This is a genomic window from Pseudoalteromonas marina (genome assembly GCF_000238335.3).
Taxonomy (GTDB): domain Bacteria; phylum Pseudomonadota; class Gammaproteobacteria; order Enterobacterales; family Alteromonadaceae; genus Pseudoalteromonas; species Pseudoalteromonas marina.
The window spans coordinates 119,807-140,294 of the sequence record NZ_AHCB03000010.1 but is presented as its reverse complement, the minus strand read 5'-3'; the positions used below and the strand labels follow the sequence as shown (position 1 = coordinate 140,294).

At 40.7% G+C, this 20,488-nt stretch carries 19 protein-coding genes; 8 read left to right on the top strand and 11 right to left on the bottom strand.

The features are described 5' to 3' along the window. Positions 1-141 precede the first annotated feature (141 nt). Positions 142-1,458 carry a two-component system sensor histidine kinase EnvZ gene (envZ, locus tag PMAN_RS15100; protein ID WP_010557744.1) on the bottom strand — a complete coding sequence of 439 codons (1,317 nt, stop codon included), beginning with the start codon at positions 1,456-1,458 and terminating at the stop codon, positions 142-144. A 5-nt stretch (positions 1,459-1,463) separates the two neighbouring features. Beyond that, positions 1,464-2,183 (bottom strand): osmolarity response regulator transcription factor OmpR, encoded by a 720-nt coding sequence (ompR, locus tag PMAN_RS15095; protein WP_006793806.1) that lies wholly within the window; start codon positions 2,181-2,183, stop codon positions 1,464-1,466. A 194-nt stretch (positions 2,184-2,377) separates the two neighbouring features. Here ompR and greB point away from each other — a divergent pair, with 194 nt between their 5' ends. The 4 genes from greB (at position 2,378) to PMAN_RS15075 (ending at position 6,401) form a co-directional block, all read left to right on the top strand. After that, positions 2,378-2,860 (top strand): transcription elongation factor GreB, encoded by a 483-nt coding sequence (gene greB, locus PMAN_RS15090; RefSeq protein ID WP_010557745.1) that lies wholly within the window; start codon positions 2,378-2,380, stop codon positions 2,858-2,860. Between the two features lie 110 nt (positions 2,861-2,970). Beyond that, complete coding sequence (locus tag PMAN_RS15085; protein WP_010557746.1) at positions 2,971-3,276, top strand: hypothetical protein; 306 nt, start codon at positions 2,971-2,973, stop codon at positions 3,274-3,276. A 52-nt stretch (positions 3,277-3,328) separates the two neighbouring features. Further along, the gene (locus PMAN_RS15080) at positions 3,329-3,910 is read left to right on the top strand and encodes a CBS domain-containing protein (protein WP_010557747.1); all 582 of its coding nucleotides are present in this window, start codon (positions 3,329-3,331) and stop codon (positions 3,908-3,910) included. A 166-nt stretch (positions 3,911-4,076) separates the two neighbouring features. After that, on the top strand, positions 4,077-6,401 hold the full coding sequence (locus tag PMAN_RS15075) for a Tex family protein (protein ID WP_010557748.1): 2,325 nt from the start codon (positions 4,077-4,079) through the stop codon (positions 6,399-6,401). 160 nt (positions 6,402-6,561) lie between these two features. On the opposite strand, the gene PMAN_RS15070 is transcribed toward PMAN_RS15075, so the two are convergent. The 3 genes from PMAN_RS15070 to bioH form a co-directional block, all read right to left on the bottom strand. Next, positions 6,562-7,413 carry a putative metalloprotease CJM1_0395 family protein gene (locus PMAN_RS15070; protein ID WP_010557749.1) on the bottom strand — a complete coding sequence of 284 codons (852 nt, stop codon included), beginning with the start codon at positions 7,411-7,413 and terminating at the stop codon, positions 6,562-6,564. Positions 7,414-7,417: 4 nt separating this feature from the next. Continuing rightward, positions 7,418-7,726 (bottom strand): hypothetical protein, encoded by a 309-nt coding sequence (locus tag PMAN_RS15065; RefSeq protein ID WP_006793799.1) that lies wholly within the window; start codon positions 7,724-7,726, stop codon positions 7,418-7,420. 89 nt (positions 7,727-7,815) lie between these two features. After that, on the bottom strand, positions 7,816-8,556 hold the full coding sequence (bioH, locus tag PMAN_RS15060) for a pimeloyl-ACP methyl ester esterase BioH (RefSeq protein WP_010557750.1): 741 nt from the start codon (positions 8,554-8,556) through the stop codon (positions 7,816-7,818). A gap of 74 nt (positions 8,557-8,630) precedes the next feature. Between bioH and PMAN_RS15055 the strand changes: the two genes are divergently transcribed. Beyond that, positions 8,631-9,305, top strand: a complete 675-nt coding sequence (locus PMAN_RS15055) for a ComF family protein (RefSeq protein ID WP_010557751.1) — start codon at positions 8,631-8,633, stop codon at positions 9,303-9,305. Positions 9,306-9,315: 10 nt separating this feature from the next. On the opposite strand, the gene PMAN_RS15050 is transcribed toward PMAN_RS15055, so the two are convergent. Continuing rightward, positions 9,316-11,865: a M14 metallopeptidase family protein gene (locus PMAN_RS15050; RefSeq protein ID WP_010557752.1), complete on the bottom strand. Its 2,550-nt coding sequence runs from the start codon at positions 11,863-11,865 to the stop codon at positions 9,316-9,318. Between the two features lie 148 nt (positions 11,866-12,013). Here PMAN_RS15050 and nfuA point away from each other — a divergent pair, with 148 nt between their 5' ends. Continuing rightward, positions 12,014-12,589: a Fe-S biogenesis protein NfuA gene (nfuA, locus tag PMAN_RS15045; protein ID WP_006793795.1), complete on the top strand. Its 576-nt coding sequence runs from the start codon at positions 12,014-12,016 to the stop codon at positions 12,587-12,589. 9 nt (positions 12,590-12,598) lie between these two features. After that, positions 12,599-12,868 carry a hypothetical protein gene (locus PMAN_RS15040; protein WP_010557753.1) on the top strand — a complete coding sequence of 90 codons (270 nt, stop codon included), beginning with the start codon at positions 12,599-12,601 and terminating at the stop codon, positions 12,866-12,868. Positions 12,869-12,871: 3 nt separating this feature from the next. Here PMAN_RS15040 and PMAN_RS15035 read toward each other — a convergent pair whose 3' ends face one another. Continuing rightward, entirely contained in the window at positions 12,872-14,143 is a 1,272-nt protein-coding gene (locus PMAN_RS15035) for an MATE family efflux transporter (RefSeq protein ID WP_010557754.1), read from the bottom strand. Between the two features lie 42 nt (positions 14,144-14,185). Between PMAN_RS15035 and PMAN_RS15030 the strand changes: the two genes are divergently transcribed. Further along, entirely contained in the window at positions 14,186-15,211 is a 1,026-nt protein-coding gene (locus tag PMAN_RS15030; protein WP_010557755.1) for a polysaccharide deacetylase family protein, read from the top strand. 15 nt (positions 15,212-15,226) lie between these two features. Here PMAN_RS15030 and PMAN_RS15025 read toward each other — a convergent pair whose 3' ends face one another. The 4 genes from PMAN_RS15025 to PMAN_RS15010 form a co-directional block, all read right to left on the bottom strand. Continuing rightward, complete coding sequence (locus PMAN_RS15025; RefSeq protein WP_010557756.1) at positions 15,227-16,261, bottom strand: protein-glutamate methylesterase/protein-glutamine glutaminase; 1,035 nt, start codon at positions 16,259-16,261, stop codon at positions 15,227-15,229. Between the two features lie 8 nt (positions 16,262-16,269). Next, on the bottom strand, positions 16,270-16,887 hold the full coding sequence (cheD, locus tag PMAN_RS15020; RefSeq protein WP_006793790.1) for a chemoreceptor glutamine deamidase CheD: 618 nt from the start codon (positions 16,885-16,887) through the stop codon (positions 16,270-16,272). Then, complete coding sequence (locus PMAN_RS15015; RefSeq protein ID WP_006793789.1) at positions 16,877-17,701, bottom strand: CheR family methyltransferase; 825 nt, start codon at positions 17,699-17,701, stop codon at positions 16,877-16,879. Before PMAN_RS15015 ends, cheD begins: the two co-directional genes overlap by 11 nt. A 72-nt stretch (positions 17,702-17,773) precedes the next feature. Beyond that, complete coding sequence (locus PMAN_RS15010; protein ID WP_010557757.1) at positions 17,774-20,473, bottom strand: methyl-accepting chemotaxis protein; 2,700 nt, start codon at positions 20,471-20,473, stop codon at positions 17,774-17,776. Between the last annotated feature and the right edge of the window lie 15 nt (positions 20,474-20,488).

Sequence of the window (20,488 nt, the reverse complement as noted above, 5' to 3'; positions counted from 1 at the left end):
TACAAGCTTAGTTAATGACTTACTTTTACTTAACACTTGCCACCAGCGGCGGCACTGCCATCCGCTGTAAAGCACTTTAGGCTTCACGGTTATATCAGGTTACAGATATTTAAGTGTTACAAATAGCAAATTCTGCACAGGTTACTGTGCAGAATTTTGTATTTTTATAGGCAGATAAATTTGTGCACTTAAGCCGCCTTCAGGCCGGTTTTCAAGTTTTACTTTGCCGTCGTGCATATCAACAATACGCTTAATAATAGCAAGGCCTAGGCCACTGCCCTCACTGCCTCGTGCAGCATCACCTTGTTTAAACGGTTCAAATACCGACTCTAATTCACTTTCAGGAATACCTGGGCCATTATCGTTTACAGCGATGACCACGTATTTTTTATTAGAGTTATAATAACTAAGTACCTCTATATCGCCGTCAGAATAACGAATGGCATTTTCAATCATGTTAGTTACAACACGCTTTATAGCCACGCTGCTGAGCGGAATACTCTCTATACTTGGGTTACTTTTAAAGGTGATAGAACGCTGATGCTTTAACTCACAATTAACGACTTCACCCACTAACGCGTTTATATCTTCACAACTGAGTTCTTCGCGTTTGTGGTGACGTAAATATTCAATAAATTGATCGATAATACCGTTCATATCTTCAATATCGTAAATAATCCCTTCGCGAAGATACTCGTCTTGGTCGCTCATCATCTCGGTTGCTAAACGAATACGTGTGAGTGGTGTGCGTAAATCGTGAGATACACCCGCCATAAGTAAACGGCGGTCGTTTTCAAGGGCAGCGATACCGCGCGACATTTGGTTAAACGCACGCGTTACTTCTATGACTTCAGTAGAGCCTTCTTCTTCTAGCTTGGTGCTAAAATCGCCTTTTCCTACTTTTACTGCCGCTTGTTGCAGTGCTTTAAGCGGGCGGTTTAGGTGGCGTGCAAATAACCAACCACCTAGTACACTCAAGAAGCCGATACTTGATAAGTAAAACGTTAAAAATTCGAGGTTGTTTTCTTGATACCCTGAAAGCGGAATTTTAACCCAATAGCCAGGCGCTTGCGGGGCCTCTATCCAATAAACGAGTGGGCCAGTTTGCGTAATACGCACCCGCGCCGAGCCATTTAACTGCGCAGACATACTACGTGAAAGCATTGGGTATTCACGGGTTTGACTAAGCCCTTGGCGCATGGCTTCGCGCTGGGTCATCACATCAATACCGGTTATTTCAAAAAACTTTTCTGATAAGTCGTCGTTTATTTCTATACCGTCTTCCCAGTCAATAAAAACGGTTTTAACTTGCTTAGCAAGCATTAAGTTAACTTGCTCTATGGTGGGTTTTACAACATATAAGCTAACTGTTACGTAAGATACAACTTGGTTTATAAGTAATAACGCCGCAACCAAAAATACAGTTTGCCCAAACGCACTACGCGGAAAAAATCCCATAAAAACTACTTTTCACCGTCAGGAACAAACACGTACCCTAATCCCCACACAGTTTGAATATAACGCGGGTTAGCCGCATCTATTTCAATCATGCGGCGAAGGCGCGACACTTGCACATCAATACTGCGCTCTAGGGCACTGTAATCTCGGCCACGCGCTAAGTTCATGAGTTTATCGCGGCTAAGCGGCTCTCTTGGGTGTGACACAAGCGCTTTAAGTACGGCAAACTCGCCGCTGGTTAGCGATATTGTTTTATCGCCTTCGCTCATTTCACGTGTGGCTAAATTAAGCGTAAATTTACCAAAGGCAATTAGGTTTTCTTCTGCGGCGGGCGCACCTGGCACTTCTTTAGCGCGGCGGCGCAATATGGCTTTAATGCGCGCAAGTAACTCACGAGGATTAAATGGCTTTGGAATGTAATCATCTGCGCCAAGCTCTAAACCAATGATACGATCGACTTCGTCGCCCTTTGCGGTGAGCATAACAATAGGGATTTCGTTTTCTTTTTGGCGTAACCTACGGCAAATAGATAAGCCATCTTCACCGGGAAGCATTAAGTCGAGTACCATTAAGTGAAAGTTTTCGCGCTCTAAAAGCCTATCCATTTGCTCTGAGTTTGCAGCGGTTCTAACAATAAAACCTTGCTCTACTAAATAACGCTCCAATAAGCTGCGTAAGCGCATATCGTCGTCTACAACCAATACTTTTGTCGTTTCGTGTCCCATTACCTGTTTCTTATTTTTATATCCAATTAAGTATTAATATAAATGAAAAAACAAATAATCAAAAACTAATTACGGCCTTAGATTGTTACTGAACATTTCAAACAACAATAATGGCTGCTTTAAACACTTTAAGCTCGACAAATTTTTCTAAGTTTATTACCGTGCCCATCATTAGAGCTAATAATTAAAAGTCGATGAAAACAAATTTAATTACCCGTGAAGGCTACTTGCAACTGCAACAAGAACACGACCACCTGTGGAATGTAAAACGCCCTGAAATAACAAAAATAGTCAGCTGGGCAGCAAGCTTAGGCGATCGCTCTGAAAATGCCGACTATCAATATAATAAGCGACTGCTGCGCCAAATAGACCGACGTGTTCGCTATTTGCGAAAGCGTATTCCCGATTTAAATATTATTGATTACTCCCCCGTGCAAGACGGAAAAGTATTTTTTGGTGCGTGGGTCGAAATAGAAAATGAGCAAGGCGACATAAAAAAGTTCAGAATTGTGGGCCCAGACGAAATTTATGACCGAAAAGACTATATTTCTATCGACTCACCCATGGCCCGGGCGCTTATTAAAAAACAAGTCGATGACGATTTTGAAGTAATGACACCGCAGGGAAAAAAAGAGTGGTACATAAACTCAATTGAGTATCAAAAAACGGCTAAGTAGCATTTGATTCAGATCATATTAACTTTTGATTGTTTAAATTATCGCATTAGGCTATATATAAATAGCTCGCACATAATTTTAATGTGGGATTAGCAAAGGTTGTAATGGTTATGTCAAACGTAGTACAGCGCATATTTAGTAATGCCGTATTGTTTGCACTTTTTATGAGTGTGAGTTTGACTTTGCATGCCAGCAACCAAAACACCAACCTTGAACACCCAACCGTTTTAAATAATTTAATTGCCTTAGATATTCCCGATCAGGCAACCCCTGACTTTGACGAAGATTCATTTGTTGATGTCACTTCCCTTAAGGCAGCTCAACCACTCCCTAAAGGCGCTCACTCTTTCTACAAGAGTTCATCTTTTAGCAGACCGTTTAGCACTGCGTACCAACGTGGGCCCCCTGTTATTTAATTTAATTTATTACTTTCAATTTAATTAAATTTTTAACTAATAGGTGGATATTATGTCTAACTTTAAAGAATTACGTACCCAAAATATCTCTCATGGTGTTATTGCAAAATCATTTGCTGACAATCAACCGTTGATCGATTTGACCTCACCCGCTTTAAAAATGGTGAATAACTTTACACAAAAAACACCTGTTCGAGCACAGCACGAAACAACAATCACTGACGCCCTTAAACAAACGAGCAGCCAGCAGTCTGACTTTGTATTGGTGATGGATGACGACCACAAGCTAATAGGTATTGTTTCAAGTGCTGATTTACAAAGTGCTAAAATTACTATTATTGCTCAACGTTTAAATACACCGCGAAATGAAGTGAGCCTTCGCCATGTAATGACCCCAATAAACCAGCTAATGGGTGTCAGCATGCAAAGCTTAAGTTATGCCTGTGTGGGCGATGCTTTACAAACAATGGAGCATCAAGGGGCGATGTTTTTATTAGTAACAACAGCCAATAACGAAATATGTGGATTAATTTCAGCTCGCCAAATTGCTAAAACATTGCATATTCCGCTGCACATTAGCCCAATTGCCACTTCGTTTAGCGACGTACTAGAAAGCGTAGACCACCCTCATTAGAGGTTGTTTTATCGCTTATCTATCTCAACTAAAGCAACCGTCTTAAAGCAAGTTAAATAGCTTGCTTTAAGAGCTTTTTATTACAACTTCATGTGATATTATTCAAGCAATTAGCCGACCCAGATATTTATTTCTGGTCTTATTTTTTGTTTAAAAAGGTTTTTGCATGAGCGATATCTCTGCACGTTTAGCTAGTGAGCTAAATGCACAACAACAACAAGTTGTTGCTGCAACAAAATTACTTGATGAAGGCGCAACTGTTCCCTTTATTGCCCGCTACAGAAAAGAAGTCACCGGCGGTTTAGATGACACTCAATTGCGCTTGCTAGAGCAGCGTTTATCTTACCTTCGAGAACTTGAAGAGCGTCGTAGCTTTATTTTGTCGACTATCGAATCTCAAAAGAAGCTCACCGCAGAGCTCAAAGCCGATATCACTAGCGCGCAAAGTAAAACAGAACTCGAAGATTTATATCTTCCCTATAAAGCAAAACGCCGCACCAAAGGCCAAATAGCTATAGAAGCAGGCATAGAGCCCCTAGCCGATGCGTTATTTACCGACGCGAGTTTAAATCCTGAGCAACACGCTGAGCAGTACATTAATGCTGATAAAGGCTTTGATGACACAAAAGCCGTGCTTGATGGTGCTAAATTTATTTTAATGGAGCGTTTTGCCGAAGATGCAAAATTACTCGCTAAATTAAGAAGTCACATAAGCCAAAACGGTGCAATACAAAGCACGGTAATTAAAGGTCAAGAACAAGCGGGCACTAAATATCGCGATTACTTCGATCATCAGGAGCTACTTACTAAAGTTCCTTCTCATCGTGCATTAGCTATGCTGCGAGCTCGCAACGAAGGCATACTTCAATTAAATGTAAACCCAGAGCCAAGTTCTGAAAACCCTGCTCAACTTTGTGCAAATATGATTGCACAGCACTACCGCTTAAATATTACCGACCAAACAGCGAGTGCTTGGCTTTTAAGCGTGGTGCAATGGGCTTGGAAAATTAAGCTAGGTTTACACCTAGAAAACGAATTTTTTGCAGCCATGCGCGAAAAAGCAGAAGCAGGCGCTATTGATGTATTTGCTAAAAACTTAAAAGACTTACTAATGGCGGCACCTGCAGGTCCACGCACAACACTTGGTCTTGATCCCGGTTTACGCACCGGTTGCAAAATTGCTGTTGTAGACAGCACAGGTAAACTGCTAACTACGCAAACTATTTTCCCTCATGCCCCGCAAAATCATTGGGATAAGTCGCTGCGTACACTAGAGCAACTTTGCCGCCAACACAAAGTAGAACTTATTGCCATTGGTAACGGTACAGCGTCGCGCGAGTCAGACAAATTGGTTGCTGAGCTAATGAAAGCAAATACCGAGTTAAAACTTAATAAAATTATGGTGAGCGAAGCTGGCGCGTCGGTTTACTCAGCATCTGAATTTGCAGCTAACGAATTTCCTGACTTAGATGTGTCATTACGTGGCGCGGTATCGATTGCACGTCGCTTGCAAGACCCACTTGCTGAGCTTGTTAAAATAGAGCCAAAATCAATTGGTGTAGGGCAATATCAACACGATGTGTCGCAAAGCCAACTCGGGCAAACACTGACAGCCGTTGTTGAAGACTGTGTAAACTCGGTAGGTGTTGATTTAAATATGGCGTCGGTTCCTTTACTTACACGCGTATCAGGATTAAACAAAACCTTAGCGCAAAACATTGTAAATTACCGCGATTCCAATGGATCATTTGCAAAACGTAGTGAACTAAAAAAAGTAGAACGCTTAGGGCCAAAAGCATTTGAACAAGCTGCTGGTTTCTTACGAATTAACAATGGCAGCGATCCACTTGATAACTCATCAGTTCACCCTGAAGCCTACCCTGTTGTTAAGCAAATTTGCGAAAAAAACAACGCAGAAGTAACCACGTTAATAGGTAACAGCGAATTTTTAAACAAGCTTGTTGCTAACGACTACACCAACGAAAAATTTGGTTTACCTACGGTTACCGATATTATTGCTGAGCTTGATAAGCCGGGTCGCGATCCACGTCCAGAGTTTAAAACTGCTGAGTTTAAAGCGGGTGTAGAGAAAATAAGTGACCTAAAACCAGGTATGATTTTAGAAGGTGTTGTATCGAATGTTGCTAACTTTGGTGCGTTTGTAGATGTAGGTGTTCACCAAGATGGGTTAGTACATATTTCGGCGATTACTAATAAGTTTATATCTGATCCTCGCGAAGTAGTTAAAGCGGGCGACATTGTAAAAGTTAAAGTAGTGGAGGTTGATGCTTCGCGTAAACGTATTAGCTTTACCATGCGTTTAAACGACGAAATAGACACCAGCAACAAGCCAGCCCCTGCTGCACAAAAACAACAGCCGCGCACTAACAATGCGCAACCAAAAGCTGCTAAACCTAAACGTGATAGCGGTAATGCGGTTATGGGTAACGCGTTTGCCGATGCATTTGCGAATGCCAAAGTAAAAAAATAGCAGGCCATATAGCTTGTTTAGCTTTTAAGTAAAAATCGGAAAGCGCTCTACGCTTTAAAATAAAAAAACCGCGAAAGCGGTTTTTTTATTTAATTCAAATCAGTAAACATTAAAAGTAATTTATTGAGGAGGGTTTAATATTCGGTGTTCATGCTATTCGCTAAGAGATTGCTGAAAAGCCACTTTGTGTGGATGGCGAAGTTGCCATTTGATAAAAATTAGCAATTCGTCCTGCGCGTGCTTCCACGTCTGCATCTCGTGTTTGCTCTTCACTTTCTGCCGTTTTAGTTTCTTGAGCTTCACTGCTTGTGAATGATGCTTTGCTATTGTTTTCAGCGCTGTCGTCGTCATCATTTTGAGGCCCTGCAAGTTCAGCTTGAGCTGCTACCAGCTTTTGAGTCGCGTCCGCCGCTATTGATCGGTCAGCACCCGAAGGCTCGGCAGGAGCTAGAGCTGCGGCTCTAACCGTTTGCATTTTTTCTATGGTTGCTTGGGGGTCACCTGGAATTTCAGCAACGTCAATTTGTACCTCGCCGCCCACTGCATAGTTAGTGCCGTCAGGACCACGTTGATACTCGTAACTTGGCGAACCTGCGTATTTACCGCCTACAGAAGCATGGGCTTGTTCGTGAATACGCACTTCAGTATCGCGCGCTTTTAGCTCTTTTATTTGCTGCTGCTCTTGCTCTAAAACTTGCTGTTCTTGCTCAGACTCTTGTTGCTGCGCTTTTTGCTCTTCAGACTCCTCTGGGTTCTCGGCGTTTTCATCGTCGCGCGCTTGAACCACTTTTTCGTCAGCTAACTTACCCGATGCACTATACGTTGCACCCTCATTGTTACCTGGTAATTTGGCTTTTTCAGCATCGCTTTGCGCTTTGGTTTCGGTATTACTTGCGCTATTTGCAGAAGGAGCAGGAATGACTTCCCGCAGTTGATTGTCACGACGAGCGGTTTCCGTATAAACATTGGCTGTGTTTATATTAATTGATGGAAATGGCGTGACAATATTCATTAAATTACACTTTAATATCGACTAACGTACCTAGTACGTCATCAGCTGTTTGAATTGTTTGCGCATTAGCTTTAGCGTTAAATTCTTCAACTTTTAGGTTAACAAGTGATTCGTCAATACGCGCAGGCTGAGCAACCGGCGCTGTTACTGCTTCGTCCGGCGTTGCTGCAACTAACTGTCGCTGTTGTGCAAGTTGCGCATCATCTTGCTGTTCTATACTGGCACGGTTTATTTCTGCGCTGGCCTTTTCAATACCTTGGCTTGCACGGTTAAACCCTTCAACACCATTATTAAATACAGATCCGATTGACATGGTAAACCTCCACCACCTAAATATTGTTTAATTATCGCTCAGTTTGTGCGCAAAATAAAGCTTTACGGGGCGCAATTATCGTCGCATTTTTAAAGCATTGATTTAACGATAGATAAAAACTCATTTTTGTGAGAAATAAACGGAGCATGAGATGCTTTATCTATTACTTGGTATTCAAACTCAGCATTTAGTACTGACATTTTAGCTATTGCTTTATACGGCACTAATGCATCTAAGCGACCAAATACACCCATAATTTTTACCGGACACGTTGCAAATAAATCGCGTAAATCATCATTTTGTAAAATATCTAAACCGGCGGTTAACGCCTCACTGTTAGGTGCTGAATATTGATTTAGCAATTGTTTAAGCTGCTTTATGTCATCTCTCGCTGACTCACTTCCCATAGCCTGAATAGCCAAAAAGCGCTCAATGGTTTTTTCTCTATGATTAACCAATTGGTCTTTAAACTGAGTTAGTACTTTTTCACTAATTCCCGGCCATTCACCCTGCTCTGCAAAATAAGGTGTCGATGCGACTAAAATAACCTTCGATACTTTTTCAGGCCAATGCTTTGCAATGTATAGAGCAAACAAACCACCTAAAGACCACCCCATTAAAATAGAATGAGGTTTTAACTGTTGGCTTAATTGCATAGCGGCATCATGCAAATTATACGGGGTTGGTAATGTGGTTGCGCTATTACCAAACCCAGGTAAATCAAGGCTACGTACTTGTCCTGTATATAAGTTTTCAAGCTCTGGCTGTATAAGTTGCCAAACGCCTTGATTCATTCCCCAACCATGTAAAAGTACTAACTCTTTTTGCATATTTGCATATTCTTAACCAAACTTAGGCTCATAATAACGTTTAAAAAGATGATTGCAATGGAAGGCACTATCTCATGAAAGGTCTGTTTAACTGGCTGTTCCCGTCGTATTGCGTACAGTGCAAAAGCCCTGTAAGTGCAAGCCTAGGTTTATGCGAATATTGCTTAGAAGATTTAGCATTACTAGATGTAACTAAACACCCAAATTTACTTCACCGACCTGATATTGTTGATATGTTTCCTAACTGCGAATTTGACAGGTTATTTGCTTGCGCTTTTTACCGCCCTCCATTTGAGCAGTGGCTAACCCAACTTAAATTTAGTAACCAAATACATTACAAAAAAGCACTACAGCAGGTTGTACACAAGCAGCTCGATGCGTTTTTTAAATGCAGCACGCAATCTCCTGATCTATTTATAATTTTACCTTTGCATAAAAGCCGATTTTTAAAGCGAGGTTTTAATCAAGTAAGCCAAGTATGGTCCCCTTGTTTGTGCTCTCGCGTTGTTTTAAATAATGCGCTTATTCGTAATAAAAAAACCCATGCGCAATCGCAGCTCACTAAAGCAAAACGTATTAAAAATCTAACCAATGCATTTATATGTACTGAAGATATGAGCGGTAAAACAGTCGCTATTGTTGATGACATTATGACAACCGGCGCAACATTAAATGCCGCAACTCAGGCTTTAAGGAAAGCCGGCGCTAAACAAGTGTGGGCATTCACAACCTGTTTAACGCCAATTTAGTTAATTTATGTTATTGACCATTTGCGCGGAATGTATGGCCTAAAAACAGTGCATTGCTAAGCAGTCGACTTGTACCATACCAGTAACCTCTAAATACGGGGTTGTCAGTCATAGCAATAACACTGCCGCGTCCGTACGAATGTGCTATTAAACCAGCGCCTTCAGCTACTTGTTCTACATTTACAGAGTCAGTAAAGCCAGCTAACAACGGGCGTTTTGTGTAGGTTAGTACATTTACAAAAGGGGCATCTGACGCTTCAAGTAACCATGTACTGTTTTTAAATACCGGTAAGGTGTCGCGCGTGAGTGAGAAGGTTAATGGGTGCGTTAAATCCACACTAGTGTTAAAAATAGCCCCAGCAATACGCTGACGCCCCGCTAGATGATCTTTATCGCCATAGCTTAAGCCTTCAGTTTTGAAAGCACCAGCTAAATCCTGTCGCGATAAATAATTTGCTTTAAGTAGTTGCTGGTCGACTAAAAATTTAGCGCCGCCTTTGTGGCCCCAAATAACACCGCCTTTTCTTACCCAGCTTTTAATCGCTACTTTTTCTGCATCCGTTAAGCCATTGTAATTACCGTGGGCCAACACAATATGGCTATAATCACTAAGCTCAAGTGAACTTAAACGCGTCATTTCAACAATTGTGGGGGCAACACCTACAAACCTATCTAGGTAATACCACACTTCACCTACTTCGTATTGGCTAGTGCCTTGGCCGCCAATCAGTAAAACCTTGGGTGCTTTAACAACTGCCATAGAGCGTGAACCTAAATCAGCACCTTTACTGGTTAAGCCTGTTGTAATAGGTTTTATGGCAATACCAAATTCACTTTGCGCAGTGTTTAACAAAGTAATCCAGTTTTGTTGTGTTTGTAAACCAGCCGGAATAATAATACTCCCTGGCTCAAAATTTATGTCGCCCGCGCTCGATTTTGCCGTTAAGGCGCTCAATGCCACGCGTGCTTTTATACCTTGCTTTAATAATGTATTTAGCATTTTAGGCGCTAAGTAGTCGTCCCATGCAAAACCAAATGCATACGCTGACTCTAAACTTGTTAGGGGTGCTTTAGGTGCTTTATTCCAAGGTGTGTCTGCAACGTCTAGCCCCCAGTTACTTTTTACTTTTGCAAAGGGTAGATTAAATGCGTGCGCTAATGTCCAACCAGATACATCGTAAAATGTATTGTCTGCAAAGTTTTTTTGCTCGCTAAATATCGCTTTAACTAAACGATATTGAGGCTGCGCTAAAGGCACATAATAGCTGTTGGTGGTAAAGTTTACGCCACCTGCTTTTAGTGGTTTAGTAAGTTCAAATGCCTTTATTTTATGTTGGTCTAATAGCGCTAAAAAGTCAGTAATTCGGGTGCTGTCTTTTGCACCTTCAACAACATAACCTGCAAAGTTTTCGTCACCTGCAAGCTCTGCTGCTTGATTATAAAATTTAGCTTGGTAGTCAAGCAACGCTTGACGGTTTTCAACCGCCGCTTTAAAGGTAGATAAGCTCGTTAATAACTGATTTTTTATAGTAAATGGAAACGTTAAAGGGCCATTAATGGTCTCTTGTATATGGCCTCGAGAGCTTGCTTGCTCAAACAAAATACCTATACCCCCGTTCACATCTGGGTAAGTTGAACCTTTACCGTAGTAAAAATCGTCAAAGCTTTCTTCTGTAAAATACAGTGCATTATTTTCATCCAATGTTTTAGCATGATAATTAGCAATTGCTTTGGTTAATGTTACGTTTTCAATTGGCGTAATTGGGTGCTTTCTACTTGGAATACCCGGCTGAAAAAAGTAGCTGCTGTTTGGGCCCATTTCATGAAAGTCGGTAAGTACATTTGGTTTCCACTGATGAAATTTTGCAATACGCGCACGCGACTCAGGGTGCTGTAGCAATAGCCAATCTCGGTTTAAGTCAAACCAATAATGATTAGTGCGGCTGCTTGGCCAGTTTTCGGTATGCTCTCGAGTTTTTGGATCTGACGATAAATTCATGCCGCGGTTACTGTTTGCCCAATTAGCAAAACGTGCAAGTCCGTCGGGGTTTAATGATGGGTCGAGCAAAATAACGGTATTGTTTAATAGGTTATTTATTTCATCACCTTGTGCTGCAGCTAAGTAATAAGCCGTTAAAAGCGATGCATTGCTTCCCGATGATTCGTTACCGTGCACACTGTAGCCCATCCACACAACTGCAGGTTCATCGTTTGCTTTTTTGCTGTTATTACCCAAACGAGCCAAGTGCGCTTGGCGTATTTGCTCTATTTGAGTTAATTTATTTGGCGCTGTAACCGTTAACAATACCAGTGGTCGTTGCTCATGTGTGCGGCCAATTATCTCAAAGTTTATTCTATCGCTCTTTTGAGCAAGTACTTCCATGTAGCGCACAAGTTGGTCGTGTCTTACATGCCACTCACCTACTTGATAACCCAAAACTTCTTCGGGCGTGGGAATGGCTGGGTCGAATACAACATCGTCTTCAAAATAGTATGAAAGCGGTTTTGCTACACTTGAAAAGCTCAGCATTACTACCATTATTGTTATTAATAAACGCATATAGATCACTCTAAAAATGTTTGTTAATTGCACGCTAGCATTGCTTAAAATAGATGCCAACTTTTTACGCTCAACACTAGCCGCAACACGATGAGCGGAGTATGATATGCAGTATCCGAGTAATTTAGTCAGGTATAAAGCCGTTTTTATGATTTCTATTTCCGAAACAGCACAAGCACATTTTGCTAAACTATTAGCAGATCAATCACAACAGACCAATATTCGCGTTTTTGTTGTAAACCCTGGTACATCACAAGCCGAGTGTGGTGTTTCTTATTGTCCAGAAGACGCCGTTGAAGACAACGATATTCGCTTAAATTTTAACGGATTTGATGCCGTTGTTGATGCTGAAAGTGCTCCTTTTTTAGAAGAAGCTGAAATTGATTTTGTTACCGACAAAATGGGTACTCAGCTAACGCTTAAAGCACCTAATGCAAAAGCACGTAAAATTGGTGATGATGCATCATTAAACGAACGTGTTCAGCACATGCTTGAAACAGAAGTAAACCCACAACTAGCTAACCATGGCGGCCAAGTAAGCCTAGTAGAGATTACAGCTGCTGGCGTTGCAGTACTTCAGTTTGGTGGCGGTTGTAATGGGTGTTCTATGATCGATGTAACGTTAAAAGAAGGCATCGAAAAAGAAATGATTGCTAAGTTTGACGAGATCACAGGTGTTGCAGATATTACTGATCACGAAGCTGGCGAGCACTCTTACTATTAAGCCAAGTAAATGCTAAAGCCTCTTATATACCGCTTAGGGAGCAACCCTAAGCTGAGTTTAAAGCGGTTTTTTCGCGGCGTAGCACTGTTTGTGCTAGCCGTGATTTTTATTTTTGCGGGTTACTATAGTCATTACAGTTTGCAAATTATTGGCGTTTTAATTTTAATACCTGCGCTATTTTTTGCTTTTTGGGGCTACAGTGGCATTTTTGCCAATCGCTTTTCGCAAGTAATTAAAGAAATAAGGCCCAAACATCACGATCCTGATCTGTGGAAATAAACGTTAATCTAGCAGCTGATTATTAGCTTTAAGCGTTTGATATTTTATTATTAATGTAACTCCACGCATTAGCATAAAGCAGCTCATCGCAAGCCATAGCCCATTATTTTGCCAATCATTAAATACCCAAAATACACCAAAAAACCCAACAGCTGCCGATAGCAACATACTATTTCGCATATCTTTAGCGCGCGTTAAACCAACAAATACACCATCAAATAAAAAGCAGCTCATTGCTAATAATGGCAAAGCAATTACCCATGGTAAATATTGCGTAGCCTCATTAATAACCTCAGGTACGTTGGTTAATAGCGTAATTATATAAGCGCCAAACACAGCAAAAAACACGCTATAAATCACGCCAAATAATATTCCCCAAAATACACTTATTTTTACCCACAGCTGTATTTTACTTACACTTTGCTGACCTTTAGCTTGGCCTACTTTAGCCTCACTTGCGTAAGCTATGCCATCCAGTGCAAAGCTGACTAACATTAAAAAGTTTAGTAATACTGCGTTCGCTGCAAGGGTTGTTTCGCCAATACGCGCGCCATAAAAAGTCATAAAGCTAAAACACAACTGAAGTATTAAAGAGCGAATGAAAATGTCGCGATTTAAACTCAATAACCCGGCCATTTTTTTAAAGCTAAACCAGTGCCGAGTACTTAACACTACACCTTGTTTTTTTGCGAGTTTAGTCACTAAAAACAGCGCGAATACCAGCGCAGTATAATCAGCAATTAACGATGCCCATGCCGCGCCTGCTACAGCCCAATCTAAAAAAACAACAAAATAAATATCAAGCACAATATTTACACTATTTGTTACCAACAATAAGTAAAATGGCCCTCGTCCATAATGAACGCCTAACATCCAACCCAATAAAACCAAGTTACATAGTGCCGCTGGCGCACTAAAAATTCGAATACTAAAATAAGTATAGGCCTCGCTTAGCACGGCATTATTAGCGTCTGATAAAAATGCTATTGCGTGTTTTATTAAAGGAGACATAGCAATAAGAAATAATGCCACTATGCTGGCAAGTAATAGGCTTCGTTTGAGTAAAGCAGCTAATTGGGCTAAGTCATTTTGGCCATAGGCTTGTGCAACCATGCCGGTCGTGCTCATTCTTAAAAAACCCGCGAGCCAAAATAAAATGGAGATAACAGCTGAGCCCAACGCAATACCAGCCAAATAATGAGCACTGCCTAAATGGCCAATGACCGCGGTATCAACTATTCCTAACAGTGGCACGGTGATATTTGATAATATCATTGGTCCTGCTAACAACAGCAAGCTTTTATGGTGTGCTTTATTATGTATAAGAAATTGTTTCATTTAGTTTTATTGACTCTTATTGGGTTATCTTTACGTGCTCATGCTGGTGTTATTTTACAGTACCACCATGTAAGTGAAACCCTGCCGGCGGTCACTAGTGTGAGCGAAGAAACGTTTACAGAGCATCTAAACTATTTAAAAAATAATAATTTTAATGTTATTGCCTTAAATGAACTACTTGATGCTTTAAAACAAGGCCATACCTTACCTGATAAAACCGTCGCCATCACGTTTGATGATGGTTACAACAATAATTATGATCAAGCCGCTCCAATACTCGAAAAGTTTGGCTATCCATACACAATTTTTGTTAACCCTAAGCTCATAGACGAAGGTAAACGCTATGTGATGGGGTGGGATAAACTTAAAGAACTGAGTAAAAAAGGCGCACTTATAAGTAACCACACCGCACAGCATGACTATTTACATCTAAAACTTGACGGTGAAACTAACACGCAATGGAAAAAACGTATCACCCAAGATATTGTTCATTCACAACAACGTATAAAAGAAGAGATAGGCCACAACTATAAATATTTAGCTTACCCCTACGGAGAGTTTGATAACGAGTTACAAGCTTTAGTGACAGAGCTTGGCTATATAGGCATTGGCCAGCATTCTGGTGCTCTAAATAAACACGCTAACTTTAGTCGATTACCTCGCTTTCCTGCATCTGGCGTTTATAGCGACATAAAAACACTGGCAACCAAATTAAATTCTCAGGCATTTAATATTACTCAATTAAGCTATGAAAATAGCGTAACAACCCAAAACCCACCTGTGTTAACTATTGGGTTTCAAGTTGATGATTTTAACAAGTCTCAACTGGCTTGTTATGTATCGGGTATAGGCAAAGCAAACTTGAACTGGGTGACTGATAATACGGTAGAGGTAACATCACCTAAAAAACTGAACAAAGGCCGTTCACGCTTTAATTGTACAGCGCCTTCAATTAAAAAACCGAACAGCTATTATTGGTTTTCTCAGCCTTGGGTTATTCAATAAATTTGAGCTTTCTATTTAGTTAGGTTTAACTGCTTGGCTTAATAATCGCTCAGCCATTTTATCAAGTGCAGCCACTTCATTGGCTGCATTTAAATCAATGGCGGCTTTAGGCATTCCCCACACAACTGATGAGTATTCATCTTGCGCTAACGTGTATGCACCGTTTTGCTTCAGTGCTAACAGTCCTTTAGCCCCATCAGCGCCCATACCTGTAAGTATTGCTGCCACTATATTTTTTGATCCACAATTTACAAGCGAATCAAATAGTACGTCAACGGCTGGTTTATGCCGATTTACAGGCTCACCATCGTCGAGCTGGCAATACAAAGCAATTCCTCGCTTTTTTACGCTTAAATGAAGCCCGCCGGGGGCAATATAAGCCCAACCTGGGCTTAGCTTGTCGCCATGTTGTGCCTCTTTCACATTAATTAAGCATGTTCTATCCATACGCTCAGCAAACGAGGCACTAAATACGGGAGGAATATGCTGAGTAATTACAATAGGAGGGCAATTAACTGGCATTTTTATTAGTACTTCTTTTATTGCCTCGGTACCCCCGGTAGATGCACCAATTGCAATCACTTTATTTAATAAAAATTCAGTCTCTGAACTTATAGGTTTTGTATCGGGTGGCGCTTTTTTAAAGCTGCGTATTCGTGCACCGGCGGCTATTCTTACCTTTTGTTGAACCAGTGACGCATAATGACTCAGCTGGGCTCTTACGTTACTTGTTGGCTTAGCAATAAAATCCACAGCACCTAGCTCTAACGCCTCTAATGTAATGGGCGACCCCTTCTGCGTAAGCGTAGAAATCATAACCACGGGCATAGGCCTTAGGCGCATTAGGTTTTTTAAAAAGCTAATCCCATCCATTTTTGGCATTTCTACGTCTAAGGTAAGTACATCGGGATTAAGTTTTTTTATCATTTCGCGTGCTTGGTATGGATCTTCAGCACAGCCCACTACGTTAATGTCGTTAGCTTGTTGCAGTATTTCTGTAAGCAACCCTCTAATTAAAGGGGAGTCATCGATTATTAATACATTTATCATAGCGACTCCTAAAACAACTCTATATTCGATACCACTTCTTGCTTTTTAAGGTTTTGCAAGTAACGTACTTCGCGCTTTTCAATGGTATCGTTATGTAATTTTTTAAGTTTTTTCATATACACTTTACCCGTTTGTGGATGAAAAAATATTTTTCTAGGCCACGGGCCGCCCATATCATGGGCCACTAAATTTAAGGCTTCTTCTTTGACATAGGCGGTAGCAAAACTAATATTACCCAGCCCAATATCTGTCATTGCACTAATTATTTTTCCGCCACCAAATAGCTTAATTTTTAAATTATGACGAGACGCACCGTTTTTTAATACTTCATTAATTAGGTATTCCATAGCCCAATTACCATAACGGCAGTTTAAGCCGTGTGCACTTTTAAGCTCTACGCCTTTTTGTATCGGCAGCATAAAATGATTCATCCCGCCAATACCTAACACTTCATCGTAAACACAGGCCGCAATACATGAGCCAAGTACCGTTGAAATCAATTCATTATTTTTAGATACATAAAACTCCCCTGGGAGCACTTTGGCAACAACATGATTTCTTCCTGAATCCCAGTAACGCTTAATGTGTTCAAAACTGGGTAAAACACTTCTAAATTCAGCCTGCATGTGCTCTCAATTGATACATAGTTTTTCCTAAATTTTTATAATTTGAGTGCTCTTTACCCATACTCTCTGAGTGACCTAAAAATAAGTAACCGTGATCGCTTAGAATATTTGCATAGCGTTTAAATAAATGATCTTTCGTTTCTTTATCAAAATAAATAACCACGTTGCGGCATAAAATAAGATCAAACGGCCCTTTCATTGGCCAGTCTTGCAATAGGTTTAAGCGCTTAAAAGAAATACGCTCACGCAGCGTGTCTTTCACTTTATAGTGTTCGCCATCTTTACTTTTTAAAAACCAACGCTTTAGATGAGTGGCATCTAAGCCATTTACGTTTGCCGCGGTATACACACCTTTTTGCGCTTTTTCTAACACGTTAGAATCTAAATCGGTGGCTAAAATCTTTACATCCCAATTACTTGGAAATGCATTATTTAGCGTCATTGCTAAGCTGTAGGGCTCTTCTCCTGTTGAGCAGCCTGCAGACCATATTCTGACCCGCTTGGTGTCTTTGTTCGCCTTTATTAAGTTAGGTATAAGCTCAGATTTAATAAATTCAAAATGATGAACTTCACGAAAAAAAGACGTTAAATTAGTGGTAATTGCATTTATAAACGCATCAAACTCTTGGTCTTTATGCGTATCTAAGTAGGCTAAGTAGGCTTTAAAGTCGTTTAATTTTAGCGCTCTTATCCGCCTTGCTAAACGTGAGTACACCATTTCACGTTTATGATCGCCTAATACAATACCGCATGCGTTGTAAACTAAATTGGCAATGTCTTTAAAATCGCGATCGGTACACAGAAACTCTTTCATTAGCAGCTCTCATACATAGTAGTGAGTGTGGCCTTATTGAGCGCTTTTCCAATAAGGCCTGTAATCAAATAATTAAAATTCTTCCCACTCGTCTGCCGAATCAATAAAATTATCGCCTCTTGGCTTGCTTTGTACTGCGTTACTTTGTGATTTGTGAGCTAAGCTTGGGGTATTCATTGTGGGCGACATAATAGCCATGTCTTGCTGACCCAGTGAAAAGAAATTAAGGAGTCTGCGCATTTCATTTGCTTGCTCAGCCATTGACTCACCTGCAGCCGATGCTTCTTCAACTAAGGCTGCGTTTTGCTGGGTCATTTCATCCATTTGAGATATAGCTTTATTTACTTGCTCTATACCTGCACTTTGCTCTTCAGATGCCTCTGTAATATCTGAAATCATTTGCGTCACTTTTTGTACCGACACCACAATTTCTTTAAGCGTTGCACCTGATTCATTAACAAGCTGAGAGCCATCTGCTACTTTACCTACACTATCTCTTATCAGCTCTTTAATTTCTTTAGCGGCCCCTGCTGAGCGCTGAGCTAAATTACGCACTTCACCTGCAACAACCGCAAAGCCACGCCCTTGCTCTCCCGCTCTAGCTGCTTCAACGGCCGCATTAAGTGCAAGTAAGTTAGTTTGAAATGCAATTTCGTCAATCACACCAATGATGTCAGCAATCTTTTTACTCGATTCATTAATTGCCGACATACTCGTCACAGCACGATTAACCACCTCACCACCTTGAATCGCTTTATCGCATGTTTCTTCTGCGAGTGTATTTGCCACTTTAGCATTGTCTGCATTTTGACGTACTGTACTCGTCATTTCTTCCATACTTGAGGCGGTTTCTTCCAATGATGATGCTTGCTCTTCCGTGCGCTGACTTAAATCTGCGTTCCCCTGAGAAATTTCTTCTGCGCCACTGGCCACTAATGTTGCTGATGAACTTATACGATTAATAACCTCCGTTAATTTATCTGCCGTGGTGTTTGCGTCGCGTTTTAATTTATCAAACGAGCCTTTGTATTCTTTTTCAATTCGCTTAGATAAGTCACCGGTTGCCAAGGCATCTAGCATATTGCCAGTGTCTGCGACCGCATCGTCTACAATTTTAACTAAACTGTTTAACCCTTGTGCCAAGCGTAAAAAGAACCCTTCTTTACCCTCTTCCATTACACGCGTATCAAGGTCTCCCTCTCCTGCAGCACTCACTAATTGCGCTATTTCTCTTTCTATTGCAACTTCTGCGGTTCTATCTTCCCACTCTACAACGGTGCCAATTCTCTCTTGCTCTGGGGTTATTATTGGGTTTGCAACCAAACCAAATGTGCGTCCACCAACCTTTATTTGCGTGCTATAAGTATTTTTTAACGTTGCTAATAGATTTTGTTGGTGCGCTGGGTTTTTATGAAACACATCAATATTTTGATTAAGTAGATTTTTGCTATCAAAATTAGGTAAGTCTTTTCGAAGGTCATTTTCAGCAATACGCATCATATTTCTAACAGCTTTATTCATGTACACAATGACATTTGATGAATCTGCAATCATGGTATTAGTCGCGACAGTATCAAGTGCTTGGCGCACACGAAGGTTTTCTTGTGCTATGGCACGCTCTGCGTCAGCTTTAGCAACCTTTTCAGTAATATCGTCCCACTCAACAATGGTACCGAGTTTCTTTCCTGCTTGGCTGTACCATGGCGTCGCTATTAATGTAAAAATAAGCCCCGCTAAACGCAGCTCTGCTTTATAAGGTTTATCTAAATTTTTTAATAAATCTCGTTGGTGTGACGGCTTCTTATGAAAATCATCAACACAAGTACCTACTAAATTATCAACAGAAAATTGTGGCAATACGGTTTGTAGGTCTTTTTCACGCGCTTTTAACATGTCTTGCACGCGTTCGTTTACGAATACAATATTGAGGTCTTGGTCTGCAATCATTACATTTGCTTGGCATACTTTTAAGGCGCTGGCTAAGTCTGCAGTTTTACGCGAAGATTTTTCTAACTCTTTTTGAGCTGTTATATCGGATGCGTATTTAATTACTTTAAATGGCTTGCCATTCATATCATAGATTGGGTTATAAGAGGCCTGAATCCAAACTTCCTGACCTTGTTTACCTATTCTTAAATATTCACCCGAGTCAAATTCACCGCGCCCTAATTTAGCCCAAAAAGCTTTATATTCATCACTATTTGCGTGTTCAGGTGTAACAAATAATCGGTGGTGCTGCCCTATAATGTCGTTAAGCTGGTACCCCAACGTATTTAAAAAGTTATCGTTTGCATCAATAATAGTGCCGTCTAAATTAAACTCTATTACTGCTTGAGACTTACTAATTGCATTAATTTGCCCTCTTGCCTCTGCTGCAGCGAGTTTTTGTGGTGTTATATCCGTCGCAAATTTTACAACCTTAATAACTTGCCCCTGGGAGTTTATAATTGGGTTATAAGTGGCCTGAATCCAAACCTCCTTACCACTTTTGGTAAAACGCCTAAATTCTTGAGATATAAACTCGCCGCTGTTTAATCGTACCCAAAAATGTGTGTAGTCACTCCCTTGGGCCTCGGTATTATCAACAAATAAAGAGTGATGCTGGCCTTGAATCTCTTCTAGTTGATATTCCATTACGCGAAGAAAATTAGCATTAGCGGTAATTATTTTACCGCTTGGCTCAAACTCAATCACAGCTAATGACTTATTTAATGCGCTTACAATTAAATCATTATTTGATTCAGACTGTTTTGGATTACTAAACCATCCCATGCTCATCACCACCTT

Coding starts and splice junctions, on each gene's coding strand:
- PMAN_RS15070 (WP_010557749.1), bottom strand. CDS start 7,413: ATGAATATTGTCACGCCATTTCCATCAATTAATATAAACACAGCCAAT.
- cheD (WP_006793790.1), bottom strand. CDS start 16,887: ATGCAGGCTGAATTTAGAAGTGTTTTACCCAGTTTTGAACACATTAAG.
- greB (WP_010557745.1), top strand. CDS start 2,378: ATGAAAACAAATTTAATTACCCGTGAAGGCTACTTGCAACTGCAACAA.
- ompR (WP_006793806.1), bottom strand. CDS start 2,183: ATGGGACACGAAACGACAAAAGTATTGGTTGTAGACGACGATATGCGC.
- PMAN_RS15085 (WP_010557746.1), top strand. CDS start 2,971: ATGTCAAACGTAGTACAGCGCATATTTAGTAATGCCGTATTGTTTGCA.
- PMAN_RS15050 (WP_010557752.1), bottom strand. CDS start 11,865: ATGCGTTTATTAATAACAATAATGGTAGTAATGCTGAGCTTTTCAAGT.
- PMAN_RS15075 (WP_010557748.1), top strand. CDS start 4,077: ATGAGCGATATCTCTGCACGTTTAGCTAGTGAGCTAAATGCACAACAA.
- PMAN_RS15035 (WP_010557754.1), bottom strand. CDS start 14,143: ATGATATTATCAAATATCACCGTGCCACTGTTAGGAATAGTTGATACC.
- PMAN_RS15040 (WP_010557753.1), top strand. CDS start 12,599: ATGCTAAAGCCTCTTATATACCGCTTAGGGAGCAACCCTAAGCTGAGT.
- bioH (WP_010557750.1), bottom strand. CDS start 8,556: ATGCAAAAAGAGTTAGTACTTTTACATGGTTGGGGAATGAATCAAGGC.
- PMAN_RS15030 (WP_010557755.1), top strand. CDS start 14,186: ATGTATAAGAAATTGTTTCATTTAGTTTTATTGACTCTTATTGGGTTA.
- PMAN_RS15080 (WP_010557747.1), top strand. CDS start 3,329: ATGTCTAACTTTAAAGAATTACGTACCCAAAATATCTCTCATGGTGTT.
- PMAN_RS15025 (WP_010557756.1), bottom strand. CDS start 16,261: ATGATAAATGTATTAATAATCGATGACTCCCCTTTAATTAGAGGGTTG.
- envZ (WP_010557744.1), bottom strand. CDS start 1,458: ATGGGATTTTTTCCGCGTAGTGCGTTTGGGCAAACTGTATTTTTGGTT.
- PMAN_RS15055 (WP_010557751.1), top strand. CDS start 8,631: ATGAAAGGTCTGTTTAACTGGCTGTTCCCGTCGTATTGCGTACAGTGC.
- nfuA (WP_006793795.1), top strand. CDS start 12,014: ATGATTTCTATTTCCGAAACAGCACAAGCACATTTTGCTAAACTATTA.
- PMAN_RS15010 (WP_010557757.1), bottom strand. CDS start 20,473: ATGGGATGGTTTAGTAATCCAAAACAGTCTGAATCAAATAATGATTTA.
- PMAN_RS15015 (WP_006793789.1), bottom strand. CDS start 17,701: ATGAAAGAGTTTCTGTGTACCGATCGCGATTTTAAAGACATTGCCAAT.
- PMAN_RS15065 (WP_006793799.1), bottom strand. CDS start 7,726: ATGTCAATCGGATCTGTATTTAATAATGGTGTTGAAGGGTTTAACCGT.